This is a genomic window from Paenibacillus amylolyticus, from assembly GCF_003719335.1.
Classification (GTDB): Bacteria; Bacillota; Bacilli; order Paenibacillales; family Paenibacillaceae; genus Paenibacillus; species Paenibacillus amylolyticus_D.
Genome location: NZ_RIAS01000012.1, coordinates 110,290 through 122,971 on the forward strand (window position 1 = coordinate 110,290; position 12,682 = coordinate 122,971).

The following is a 12,682-nucleotide window of genomic DNA, read 5'->3' on the forward strand; positions in this document are numbered from 1 at the left end:
TTTTTTAGAAATCGTTTACTTCGCATGTTACACATCAAAAAAAGAGACCTGGATAGGTCTCTTGAGTGTCTTGATTCGTGCAGTCTACAGTGTACAGCATGGACAAACCTTTGCTTATACGGGGAATTACATGGACTATCTATAATTTGCTCCCGTACCATCGCGGGTTATTCATCTTCATTGTCATGGTGATTCGTTACTCTCGTGTGAGATTGCGATCTGGATTGTTTATATGCCGAAGGGGATTCGCCGACGTATTTCTTGAATTTACCGTGAAAATAGTCCACATTGGCATATCCCACTCTTGAAGCCACCTGATGAACCTTTAACCCTTCATCAAGCAATACTTTTGCTTTCTCAATCCGAACTTTATCCAGAAAGGCGTTAAAAGATTCGCCCGTGTGATTCTTGAACAATTTCCCCAAATAACTGCTGTTATAATTAAACACTTCGGCCAGAACCTCCAGCTTCAGATTCTCCCCCGGATTACGCTGAATAAAATCAATCATCTGTTTCATCACCGTATCCGTACTGCCACCACCCATGCGATGAATCAGACGATTCAAATGCTCCGCCGCCATCGCTTTCAGATCAGCCATCGTGAACTGATGATAGACTTCATTAATCAGCACGGAATGATCCTGCATAATGGATTGCATGTGCTGATTCGCTGCAGCAAGTTTGTTGAAAGCGAGCGAGAACACTTGAGAGAATGCCGTTTTGATTGCCTGCTCCGTCCAATGATAGGGAATCAGGCGCTCCTCCATCTCTCCAAGCACACGCATAACAGATTCACTGCTGCGAATATCCAAGGCATAATACAGCTTGTCCGCCAGTTCAACTTCATCAGGCTCTTGAACGCCGTCTGCTTCGACTCCCATACCGTTACTCTCCGCACTTGAAGGAGAAAGCCTCCCTTCATCCCAGCGTTTGATCCGTTGCTCTGTGAACAGGAACCGTTCTGCCATAAGGCTGCTTGCCTGTGTGTATGATCTGGCAATCTCCGCAGTAGACTGTACCGGTTCTCCAGCGGAAGCGTACATGTGAACATTCCATTCTTCGAGTAATGTTTGCAGTTCATCATAGAGATTCTGTGAAGAGGTATTCTGTGTAACCGCTTCTTTGATCAGTAACCCCAAGCCGGAATGATATGAAAATACGATACCTCTATTCTTCTGATCGAATGCTTCAATCAGTTTGCGTTTCATTTCATTCCCCCGCTGCAGATCCAGCGTTGCATGAATTTCCAGCAAAATCACTTGATACTGTGGCCAATGAAGTCCAAGGCCGTCCTCTTCCTTGCTCCCCTTACCTTGTAAAGAGTCATATAACAGTGCCTCGATCTGATGTTCTCTGTATGCCGTATCTTCTCCGGCGTAGCGAGCCTGCGTTTCCTGTTCCTGATGAAGCTGTCCCGCAATTCGCTCTAGTTCAGCGATGATCTCTTCTTCGTCAACCGGCTTCAGCAGATAACCATCCACGCCGAAACTAATTGCTTTCTTGGCATAATCAAAGTCAGCATAACCGCTCAAAATCAGAAAATGTGCGTCAGGTTCATGCTGGCGGATCTCTTCGATGACTTCCAGGCCAGTCATGCCTGGCATCCGTATATCAATAATGGTCAGGTCCGGCTTGATTTCGTTGAAACAGGCGATGGCCTCGCGCCCGCTTCCGGCTGTAGCCATGACCTGGAAGCTGTATTTTTCCCAATCGATAATCGTGGTCAATCCCTCGCGAATGCTTGGTTCATCGTCTACCAACAATACTTTATACATGCTGGTTCCCTCCTGCTGGCAAGGTGAAAGAAACCTCTGTTCCTTCCCCGTACACACTGTTAATCTGTAATCCGGCATTTTCCCCGTACGTCAACGTCAAACGCTGATGCACATTGCGCATGCCAATCCGGCTCTTCTCCTCTTCTTCAGGACCGCTGACAAACTGCATCACTTCTGCAAGTCGTTCCGGCGTGATGCCCGCTCCATCATCTTTCACTTGTACCCTGACCATGCGTTCTACCATACAAATCAGAATATGCACCCGCACGGTTCCTTCTTTGTTTTCCAGTCCATGCACAATGGCGTTTTCCACAATCGGCTGAATAATCAAAGGCGGGATATACATCCTCTCCACCTCAGGGTCCAGATGAATCTCAAAGGCTAATCTATCCCCGTACCGAAACTTCTGAATCTCCAGATAGGAACGCACCATTTCCAGTTCTGCCCGAAACGTTGTTTTGCCGCTGCCAATCTCCAGGCTTTTCCGCATCAGCTTGCCAAGCAACCTGACAATATTCGCAATCTCCGCTTCTCCCTTGATATGAGCCTTCATGCGAATGGATTCAAGCGCGTTAAACAAAAAATGAGGATTAATCTGGCTGGCCATCATTTTCAGTTTAATCTCTTTTTGGGCGATTTCCAATTGGTTGTTCTGCTCCGTTGTCTCGACCACCTGGGTCATCAGTTCGTTGATGCTTTTCACCATGTAGTTGAACTGACGTGATAATTGTCCAATCTCATCGTTCCCGTCAATGCGCGAAGTGACGTTCAAATCTCCAAGAGCCAGCTTGTTCAGATGTTTACTGAGGCGCAGTAGCCGGTTCGAGGTGAGAAACGAAATAATGTACACCAGCAGCAGCGCAATCACCAGCACCATAGTAATAAAAATCATGCCGATCTGGCTAATCTGGTTGGCATCTTTCACGATATTTTTGGTCGCAAACACCGAGATAACCTTTAGCTTGTTAAAGCTTGATCCCGGCCCCAGTTCATCAATGACAATATTCGAGGGTTCCCCCTGAAAATCAGCTTCAATGGTGCCCTTAGGTTGACTCTGGAGGTCTACACCAAAATCAAGCTCATCCAGCGTTTTCCCGACCAGGTCGGTATTTTTGGCTGCAACAACGTAACCCTGCTCATCCGTAATCAGTGTCTCGAACTGTTCCTGACGCAGCAAACCGTTAAGTTCTTCCTGATTGATTACGATCATGAGCACACCTTCGGTCTTATATTCGGCAAAAGGAACTTTACGCACCAGACTGAGCCGGTGAACCGGATTGTCTTCGTTGCCAGGGATATAAAACCAGCCAATGCTCGTTGTTTTCAGCGCTTCTTTATACCAGTAACTCTGCTTGGTTCGTTCATTGACCGGAATAAATTCAAGATTGTTGATCAATGTCGGGTTCGTCGAGTAAAAACGTATCCCTGCAATTTCCCGATAAAGCCTTCGATATTCCTGAAAATCTTTATACGCGAGGTAAGCCGAGGTCAGTTCCACCACACTCTTGTACTGTCGATTCACGATCTCCTTGAGATCGGTGTTAAACATGAGCAAGTTGGATATGTCTGTAGGCACGCGAAGCATCGTTGCCGTCTGGCTTTTAATTTTATCCACATTGATGATCGTTTGCCCAATGGCATTATCCAGCGCTTGCTGACGAAAATAACCGGTCACTGCGAGACCGATAATCAGGACGGGAACCATGACAACAAGCACGTAGGAAATGAGCAATTTATGCTTTAATTTGAGATCATTTGTAATACGAATCAGCCGTTTTAACATATCCGCACCTTCCGTCATCTTGTATAAGCGCTTACAACTTGCGATCATCCGATGCAGATCATTCTCACCTGCGCATCCATCATACCACATAAATGCAGCGTTCGATTTGACATTAAAGTGGAGATATGGATTGAGTTCCTATTGATTAGAACCATGGATGGGATTTAATAAAACATGGTCTACGCTAAAAAGACACTTCCATGATTGGAAGTGTCTCTTCATTAAATCTAACGTTAGATTTAACATTTTTATCTGATATTGTTCTTAAACTTTAAGTTATATTAAAGCTTTTTATGGACGTGGTGTGCTTACGCCGTTGAGAATCAACTTCGGATGAATATCTGCGCTCAGTGATGCGGAAACGGCGCAGTATTTCTCTTCAGCCATTTGGATGGCTTTCCAGATCCGGTAATCCGGGATGTCCCCGTCCACTTTGAAGATCAAGTCAATGGACGTAAAACCTTTGGGCATATCCTCGCTCCGTGTGCCTTGTGCTTCAATCTCAATCGAATCGATCTTGTCCAGAAAAGCATCCAGAATCATCGTAATATCGATTCCCATGCAACCGCCAAGGCCAGCGAGCAACAATTCCATCGGCGTAGCGCCTTGGCTGTCACCGCCATATGCCGCTGTGGCATCCATGCCTACAGCATACCCTGAGGGTCCTTCGGAGGTAAACGCGCGTTTTCCCTTCCATACTGTTGTTACATTCATGATGTTTTCCTTCTTTCTATATAGTTTTACACACACGCTCCGATGACAGAATAACCTTCCCATCACCGGGCAATTTAAAACTCGGTAATCTGCCGCAGGAACTGGCGTGTACGCTCTTGCGCCGGATGTTCGAAAAAGGCCTCCGGGCTTGCCGTCTCTACAATAGAACCGTCCGCCATAAAGACAATTTTGTTCGCCACGTTCCGGGCGAATTTCAGCTCGTGTGTCACGACCAGCATCGTCATGCCTTCCTGCGCCAGCTCTTTCATCACCGACAGCACCTCTCCAACCAGTTCGGGGTCAAGGGCTGAGGTCGGCTCGTCAAACAGCATCACTTCCGGTTCCATCGCCAGTGCCCGTGCAATGGCTACGCGTTGCTGTTGTCCACCGGATAAACGGGAAGGATACGCATCCTGCTTATCCGACAGACCTACACTATCCAGCAAAAGCCGTCCGCGCTCGGCGGCTTCGTCCCGTTTTATTTTTTTCACCGTCACAAGACCTTCCATGACATTACCAAGCACGGTCTTGTGCGGATACAGGTTAAACTGCTGGAATACCATGCCGGTCTGGCGACGAATCTCCAGCACCCGGGCACGCTGAACGCGTAGCGGATCTGCGCTGTTTACCACAATGCCGTTTACTTCGATCTGTCCGCCGGACAACTGTTCGAGTCCATTAAGACAGCGCAGCAGTGTACTTTTGCCTGAGCCACTGGGACCCAGCAAGACAACTATATCTTTGGCATCCACATGCATGTCGATATTGGTGAGCACTTCATGATTTTGAAAACGTTTGGTTAGTCCAGTTGTAGTAATCACCCGGTTCTCTCCCCCTTTAGTAAGCCCGGGCCAGCCGGCGCTCCACTTGTTCCAGAATGGCCGAGAAGCCGATGCTCATGATCCAGTAGATCACGCCGATTGCCAGATAAAATGGCATATTGAGCGCATACTGCGAAACCAAAAGCTGTGCAGAACGCAACAGTTCGGTAACGCCAATAGCAGCAACTAGCGATGTTTCCTTGAGCATGCCAATAAAGGTATTCCCCATCGGTGGAATGGCAATGCGAACAGCCTGCGGGAAAATGATCCGTCTCATCGCCTGAGCCGGAGTCATACCCGTAGCGTATGCCGCTTCCGTTTGCCCTTTGGGTACAGCTTGAATCGCACCGCGGAACGTTTCCGACAGGAACGCTCCTGCGTTCAGACTGAGACCAAGACAAGCGGCCGTTAGCGACCCGAGGGTTACGCCATAATCTACAAGCCCGTAATAGATAACGAATAATTGCACCAGCAGCGGGGTTCCCCGCATGATAGATACATAAAATCTGGCGATCAGCCTTAGCCACATCGGTCCTTTAAGCCTAGCAATAGCTACAAGCACCCCGATGATAAAGGCAAAAAACATGGAGATCACCGTAACATACAGCGTATAATAAGCCCCCTTCAGAAAGAAGGGGATATTTTCGAATATCAGTTCCATGGATCAAACTTCCCTTCGCCTTGCCGGTTCATTATTGCGCAGGCTCTTCACCAAACCATTTTTTGAAGATTGTATTGTACGTGCCGTCATCCTTCATGCCTTTCAGTGCATCGTTCAGTGCCGCTACAAGTTCAGGGTTGTCCTTACGCACCGCGATACCTGCCTGGTCACTCTTGATTGCTTCGCCAACAGCTTTAATTTTGAATCCATTCGCATCTACGATGGGCTTCAAAGCATACAGGTTGTTGATCGTTGCATCGATCCGTCCCGCGTTCAGGTCTTTCAGAGATGAGATAACATCATCATACGTTTTGATTGTAAAATCTCCGACTTTGGGCAACACTTCGTTGCGCAGGTACGTTTCATCGTTTGTGCCCAAACCTACACCGATCGTTTTGCCTTTGAAATCTTCCAGTTTCGTAATATCGTTGTTGTCTTCTTTGACAATGATTTTGACTTGGTTTGTGATGTACGGATCACTGAAATCCAGCACTTTTTTACGATCGTCCGTAATCGTCATTTGGCTGATAATCGCATCCAGCTTTTTCGCTTGCAGACTTGGTGTCAGACCGGAGAACTCCTGGGATACAAATTCAACCTTAACGCCGAGACGCTTCGCCACTTCACGTGCGATATCCGCATCAAATCCGTCCATTTCTTTCTTGTCGTTCAGGAAGTTGTATGGACGATACGTACCCATCATGCCGACCTTAATGACACCTGCTGATTTGATCTGTTCCAGTTCGTTGCCACCAGACTGTGCTGCATTATTTGTGTTGCCATTCTCCGCCGCTGGTTTGCTGCCGCACGCACTCAGTACGAGCACAACCATGAGCAGAATCGCGGTGATAGACCACCCTTTGCGGATTTTAGTTCCATATGTGTTATTCATGACGTTAACTTCCTCTCATTCATCTTATGTTCTCTTGGTGATTCCATTATTCCCTGTGGCTGGCTTAATCATGTGAAGAAGTGTATAACTGTGAATCCTTCCTGTCTCTTTTGCCTGAAAAATAAAGCCCCAGGCCTTGCCTACATTATGTGCCGAGCAGTCCGTAAAACTCAAAACTCGCCGCTTCAGCTGCCAACGCAGCAGCGCTCATCTCCGCGAAACGGCTGTGCAGCTCCTCTGAGCCAAACAACCATCGCGAGATCATGCCCTCGATCATGCTTACAAGCAGTGCCGCACGCAGGGGTACATTCATGTCTGCCGGCAACATCCCCAGCTCGATAGCTCGCTCCATATTGTGGCGGAACGCTGTCTCCACCGCATTACGGGTCTCTCCAACTAGCCTCTGGACGGATTCCTCGGTCACGATCCCCTTAAGCAACAACTCCATGAAATATCGATTCTGCGCAGCAAAGGTGAACAAGTTTGTAAACAGCTTCTCTGAGGCCTTCACCATATCTTCAACCGAACCGGCATCCTTTCGATACCCTTGCCCGATTGCTTCAAGTAGTTGTTCTCTGCCCGTTAACAAAATCTCGGAAGCAATGGCTTCCTTGCTCTTGAAGTGCCAGTAAAAGGTGCCTTGAGCGACTCCAGCTTCGCGAACAATATCAGAGATTTTCGTCTGATGATACCCTTGAGTTGCGAATCGTTCCATCGCTATACGAATAATTTGGTCCCTTCGTTCTTCTCCGGGTCCCAAACCGTTAACTTTGGCCATGCTTTTTACCCTCCCGATTGATCAGTCAGTCAGTTAATGTATATCCTATGGGATAACTAGGTTTTTGTCAATATAGTTTTAAACAACGGGTTACAAGCATAGAGTTGAAGTGAGAGGCAATTCTGAGCATAATAGAGAATAGTCTTGTTCGAAAGGACAGACATCGTTATAGCAGGACAAGCCTTATGGCTGTCATCTGCATTTCAAGGAGGAAGAGAATTGGACTTTATATCATCCATTATTATGGGCATCATCGAAGGTTTGACTGAGTTTTTGCCCGTGTCCTCTACCGGACACATGATTCTGACAGCTCACCTGCTGGGTCTATCAGAGGACAACGAGTCAGTCAAAACGTTTGAGGTGGTTGTCCAGCTTGGTGCTGTACTGGCTGTTGTTGTACTGTACTGGAACAAATTCATTGATATGTTTCGCTTCACTGGGGGCAAACGGCCGTATTCCCGCCGCCTCAATCTGGGACATATCATTCTGGCGATGGTTCCTGCTGTTGTCATCGGACTTGTGTTCCGGGACTGGATCAAGGCTCACTTGTTTGGTCCGCAAACCGTACTGTACAGCCTTGTTATCGGTGGTATATTGATGATCGTAGCTGAACGCTGGAGCCATAAGAGCTCACGGATTACCACACATGACGTTGACGATATTACCTACAAACAAGCTTTTGCTGTGGGTATGTTTCAGATTTTGGCGTTGTGGCCAGGCTTCTCCCGTTCCGGCTCTACGATCTCGGGCGGCTTGTTTGCCGGAATCAGCCGGGTGGCTGCGGCAGAGTTCACCTTCCTTGTGTCCGTTCCAATTATGATTGGTGCCACGGGATATGATATGTACAAGAGCATCGATCATCTGAACAGCGATGATTTTCTCATCTTTGCGATCGGATTTATCGCTGCGTTCATCGTTGCCATGCTGGCGATTAAGACATTCCTGTCTATTTTGAAAAGATTGAGCCTGACTGTCTTCGCTGTGTACCGCTTTGTACTGGCAGCTGTATTCTTTGTGATCTTGATGATGTAATGGATATCCATTGAACAAACTGAGTTCAGTTTACACCTCTCACTCCGATGACAGAATAACCTTCCAACCGCTGTTATCCCCAGATTTTTTGATTCCCTTTTCCCAAGGGGAAAATCCGGTGATAAGCGTATGCTTCCGATGTAGCTTTCTTTCAGAAAGCTTTCAGGCGGCCGCTTCGCTTTTCAGGTTTTTTCTGTCCTCTCCGTTTCTGTGTAAACACCGTTCAATTCTTATCAACCATCAAACAGATCCGTTGATTTAATTGGAAATGGCGGCCCTGTCTTCCTCACGGAAGTAGGGCCGCCATTTTGCCATTACTTATATGTACATGTACCATCATATTTCTATGGCATGTTCAGGAAGTTAGATCGTTACTCCCATCGATCGGCCTGAATGCTTCTTTGTCTTCTTCGCTCCTTGAGTCTCCCTAGCCATCGATATCTATTCAGCTTCTGTTCATGTAACATTTGTTTAACACCCATCATCAACAAGTGATATCGACGGTCGTCATTGTGGCTTAGTTGGTGCATCTCATCTATAATCTCTCTGCTCATGCGGCTCTTGTTCACTCCAATATTCAGTTTGTTCTATTAAGTATAACGAACGATACTGAACAAATTCTAAACAAGATTTTTACTGCTGCTGTCCAAACAATTGCAATGCCGTTTCCACAAATAAGCGCGAAGCTGGAGAAGCCTCCGTAAAGGAAGGTACAGCAAGCTGAACTGGACGATAGGCTTTTGGCTCCGTTGGCAGAGCTCTGACACCAGGTGGAAGCCAGGATAGCGAAATGGCAGGTAATATGGCTGTTCCCAATCCTTGTTCGATCATGTTTAGGCACGTATTGACATTATGAACAATAAAGCCGATGCTAAGCTCTGCTTCCGCACGGGCAAACAGATCTACAATAGGCATCTCATAACCACCGTTACAAATAATCATTGACTGCCCGCTTAGCCGTTTCACATCCAGTATGTCCTGATCAACAAACGTCTCGTCCTCACGAAATACCGCAAGCATCTCTTCGTTGTACAGCGGCATCGTTTCATAGTTTAGTTCTGCCGCCTCCTGCTCCGTTGCAATCATTAAAGCAACATCAATTACACGCGAATTCAGCCACTGCTGAATCTCCACAATATTGCCTTCGTGCAGCTCGAATTCGATCTGCGGATAACGATCACGGATAGATCGGATAATTTGAGGCAGTAGATGAGCCGAGGACATCGGAAAAGAACCGATGCGAATGGTTCCAATCTCCAGCCCTTTCTCCGCAGCAACGACTTGTTGTACCTTATCATATTGCTGTAAAATCCTGCGGAAAATGACTAATATTCGTTGCCCTACATCCGTCAGTATAATACCGTTACGTCGGTCTCGAATGATGAGCGAAACATCCAGTTCATTCTCCAGTGCGGAGATGGCACGGCTCACCGCAGGCTGCGTCATATTCATCTCTTGGCCAGCTCGTGTGAAACTTCTCGTCTCGGCTATTTTAATAAATAACTGCAATTGTGAATTGTTCATAACAGTTCTGGTATGCTCCTCATAAATAACATGCATTTCAATTATTATGTTTGTTATTGTATCATGGTGAACACGGACGATCAACGACTGGCAAATACAATAGCCAAAGAACATTCGAATGGGTTGATACAGATGAAAAGCTGTACTTTGCGGTTCAACAGACTTTTCCATATAACTTGAAGGAGAGATAATCTATGGCTTTATCACGTTCAAAAGCAGGCTGGATCTTGGCCTTTCTGGTTCTCATGTGGGGGATCAACTGGCCGCTGACCAAATACGCATTAAACTATACACCGCCCCTTCTGTTCGCAGGCATGCGGCTGCTAATTGCCGGACTGGTTCTTGGTTTTTATGCATTTCCGCGGTACAAAACACTTCAATTTCGGAAAACATGGTATATTTACGCCATCTCTGCCGCACTTAACATCATTTTCTTTTACGGTTTCCAGACGGTCGGTCTGACCGAAGTGCCTGCAGGATTGTTTTCTTCCATCGTGTTTCTGCAGCCTGTCCTGCTTGGTATTGGAGCATGGCTGTGGCTTGGTGAGACGATGTATACCATGAAAATAATCGGACTCGCGCTCGGCTTTGCAGGCGTAGCAACGATCAGCATCGGTGGCATGACTGGCAAAGTGTCCCCTGAAGGTGTCATGCTGGGATTGTTCAGCGCCATCAGTTGGGCAGCAGGCACGATCTATATGAAAAAAACTTCAGCCAAGGTGGACGGAATCTGGATGACAGCCATTCCAATTATCATTGGCGGTATAATCCTAACTTTAGCGGGAACCGCCACAGAGAACTGGAATGAGGTACAATGGGTTCTACCTTTTGTGATCGATATGCTGTTCATCTCCGTATTTGTCATTGCTCTCGGCTGGCTGGCCTTCTTCAAACTAGTCAGTTCCGGGGAAGCCAGCAAAGTAGGCTCCTTCACCTTTCTGATTCCACTGATTGCACTGCTGTGTAGTGTGTTATTTCTAGGAGAATCCATCACCATCAATCTGATTGCTGGACTGGTCATGATTATTGCAAGCATTTTGCTTGTAAACCTCAAGTCAAAAAGAAGTAAACTTGTTCAACTGTAACGCCAACGAAGCGATCACAATCAAAAACCCCTGCTTTGTCATAAGACAGGCAGGGGTTTTGCTAAGCATCAGTTTACACTTTGGATTCAAGGGTCTCCAGGTACTCCGAGATTTGTGCAGGGGTTTTTGCCCATTTGCTGTGAAGATGTGCAAGCTTTTTGCCGTTCTGGAACACCAGCAGGCTTGGAATGCCACGTACACCGTTCTCTTCAGCAAAAGGCTGGAACTCTTCTGCATCCAGCGCATAAAACGTTTTGTCTGTATGCTGATCAATCACGTCACCGATGAACCGATCCAGGTTTTTGCAGTCCGGGCACCAAGTTGTATCAAATTTAATGACCGTCATGCCGTCGGAGTTAATCAGGTCGCGGTATTGCTGTTCACTTTGAATTCTTTCCATATCTATTCTCTCCTTATGTCGTTCTAGTTAATGGTTGTTCTTTGTGTAGAAATGATTCAGTTCATTGTTCAGGCTTCTTATCTTGTACTGCTTCTACCTGTTTTTATTGTACCTTAAATAGTTACATTTGAAAACAGGCAACCCACCCATTAGCGATGCTGCGTGTAACGGTTGGCAGGGCTCTGTTCCCGTATGGCCTGAATCTCCGCAGTGGTGAGCGAAGCCGATGAAGCAGCAGCAATGTTATGCAGCAATTGTGTTCTGGAGCTGGCTCCGGGAACGACAGCAGCAACGGCAGGATGCGCAAGTGCATAACGTATTGCCGTCTGCGCCATGCTGCGATCATCTGTGACCAGTCCAGCCAGGCCTTGGCGAATGTGATGCAACTGCTCTGGCGTGTAATCCAAATATCCTTTATCCGCCTTCGCTGTTCCCGATGCTGCCAGTACACCGCTGGCAACCGGACCACGAGCGATGACACTGATTTCTTTTTGCTCAAGTAAAGGTAAAACTTCCTCTTCAGCACGGCGATCAAGCACACTGTATTGGTTCATTACGCTGACAATGGATGATTTCTCTACATACTCCCGAATCACGTTAGGGCGAATGGAAGAGATGCCGTAGTATCGGATAAGTCCTTCCTTCTTCAACTCCTCGAACGCTTCAATGGTCTCAGCGATTGGATCATCGAGCGTTCCTCCATGAAGCTGATACAGATCAATGTAATCGGTCTGCAGTCGTTTGAGGCTTTCATGCACAGCCTGTTTAATATAAGCTTTGGACGGGTCCCATGACCAGCCCTCTTTGCCAGGAATGCGGCGGTTCCCCACTTTGGTTGCCAGAATGACTTGATCCCGGCGCCCTTTGATCGCTTGTCCCACGATCTCTTCGTTCCGTCCGGCATCATACAGATCGGCTGTGTCCAGCAGATTAACCCCAAGATCCAGCGCTTCGTGAATCAGTTCCACCGCAGGTTTCAGTTCCGTTCCGAGCGACATACAGCCCAGTCCGATCTCCCCCACCATCAATTCCGAAGTGCCCAAACGATTTTTCTTCATAGAAGTGCCCATTTGACCTTTATCCACAAGCGCCTCTCCTCTCCATACGTTCTGCAAGTATTTATTGTATCATTCTTCATGGAAAAAATCGCATAGTGTGCAATCCCGCGTGACGCTCAGGCATCACATCAGAAAAACCCGGAACGATCGTCCCAGGTC

Annotated in this window: 13 protein-coding genes; 2 read left to right on the forward strand and 11 right to left on the reverse strand. The window is 47.1% G+C overall.

Annotation, left to right across the window (positions count from 1 at the left end):
* Nucleotides 1–167: 167 nt before the first annotated feature.
* The 7 genes from EC604_RS20355 to EC604_RS20385 form a co-directional block, all read right to left on the reverse strand.
* A complete protein-coding gene (locus EC604_RS20355; RefSeq protein ID WP_161556993.1) occupies nt 168–1,775 on the reverse strand; it encodes a response regulator transcription factor in 1,608 nt (535 codons plus the stop codon).
* Nucleotides 1,768–3,558, reverse strand: a complete 1,791-nt coding sequence (locus tag EC604_RS20360; protein ID WP_123065982.1) for a sensor histidine kinase — start codon at nt 3,556–3,558, stop codon at nt 1,768–1,770. Before EC604_RS20360 ends, EC604_RS20355 begins: the two co-directional genes overlap by 8 nt.
* Before the next feature lie 291 nt (nt 3,559–3,849).
* Nucleotides 3,850–4,272 (reverse strand): OsmC family protein, encoded by a 423-nt coding sequence (locus tag EC604_RS20365; protein WP_090924948.1) that lies wholly within the window; start codon nt 4,270–4,272, stop codon nt 3,850–3,852.
* Nucleotides 4,273–4,346: 74 nt separating this feature from the next.
* Nucleotides 4,347–5,093: an amino acid ABC transporter ATP-binding protein gene (locus EC604_RS20370; protein ID WP_123065899.1), complete on the reverse strand. Its 747-nt coding sequence runs from the start codon at nt 5,091–5,093 to the stop codon at nt 4,347–4,349.
* 16 nt (nt 5,094–5,109) lie between these two features.
* Nucleotides 5,110–5,754 carry an amino acid ABC transporter permease gene (locus EC604_RS20375; protein WP_123065900.1) on the reverse strand — a complete coding sequence of 215 codons (645 nt, stop codon included), beginning with the start codon at nt 5,752–5,754 and terminating at the stop codon, nt 5,110–5,112.
* Between the two features lie 31 nt (nt 5,755–5,785).
* Complete coding sequence (locus EC604_RS20380) at nt 5,786–6,646, reverse strand: transporter substrate-binding domain-containing protein (protein ID WP_123065901.1); 861 nt, start codon at nt 6,644–6,646, stop codon at nt 5,786–5,788.
* Nucleotides 6,647–6,791: 145 nt separating this feature from the next.
* A complete protein-coding gene (locus EC604_RS20385) occupies nt 6,792–7,424 on the reverse strand; it encodes a TetR/AcrR family transcriptional regulator (RefSeq protein ID WP_123065902.1) in 633 nt (210 codons plus the stop codon).
* A gap of 243 nt (nt 7,425–7,667) precedes the next feature.
* Between EC604_RS20385 and EC604_RS20390 the strand changes: the two genes are divergently transcribed.
* Complete coding sequence (locus EC604_RS20390; RefSeq protein WP_240037061.1) at nt 7,668–8,456, forward strand: undecaprenyl-diphosphate phosphatase; 789 nt, start codon at nt 7,668–7,670, stop codon at nt 8,454–8,456.
* A 371-nt stretch (nt 8,457–8,827) separates the two neighbouring features.
* Here the strand turns inward: EC604_RS20390 and EC604_RS30300 are convergent, their stop codons facing one another.
* Together EC604_RS30300 and EC604_RS20400 are read right to left on the reverse strand one after the other, a co-directional pair.
* Nucleotides 8,828–9,010 carry a hypothetical protein gene (locus EC604_RS30300; protein WP_123065904.1) on the reverse strand — a complete coding sequence of 61 codons (183 nt, stop codon included), beginning with the start codon at nt 9,008–9,010 and terminating at the stop codon, nt 8,828–8,830.
* Nucleotides 9,011–9,089: 79 nt separating this feature from the next.
* Nucleotides 9,090–9,980, reverse strand: coding sequence for a LysR family transcriptional regulator (locus EC604_RS20400; RefSeq protein ID WP_123065905.1), 891 nt, complete (start codon nt 9,978–9,980; stop codon nt 9,090–9,092).
* 194 nt (nt 9,981–10,174) lie between these two features.
* Here EC604_RS20400 and EC604_RS20405 point away from each other — a divergent pair, with 194 nt between their 5' ends.
* Nucleotides 10,175–11,065 carry a DMT family transporter gene (locus EC604_RS20405; RefSeq protein WP_123065906.1) on the forward strand — a complete coding sequence of 297 codons (891 nt, stop codon included), beginning with the start codon at nt 10,175–10,177 and terminating at the stop codon, nt 11,063–11,065.
* 73 nt (nt 11,066–11,138) lie between these two features.
* On the opposite strand, the gene EC604_RS20410 is transcribed toward EC604_RS20405, so the two are convergent.
* Both EC604_RS20410 and EC604_RS20415 read right to left on the reverse strand, forming a co-directional pair.
* Nucleotides 11,139–11,465 (reverse strand): thioredoxin family protein, encoded by a 327-nt coding sequence (locus tag EC604_RS20410; RefSeq protein WP_123065907.1) that lies wholly within the window; start codon nt 11,463–11,465, stop codon nt 11,139–11,141.
* A 149-nt stretch (nt 11,466–11,614) separates the two neighbouring features.
* Nucleotides 11,615–12,523, reverse strand: coding sequence for an aldo/keto reductase (locus EC604_RS20415; protein WP_123065983.1), 909 nt, complete (start codon nt 12,521–12,523; stop codon nt 11,615–11,617).
* Nucleotides 12,524–12,682 lie beyond the last annotated feature (159 nt).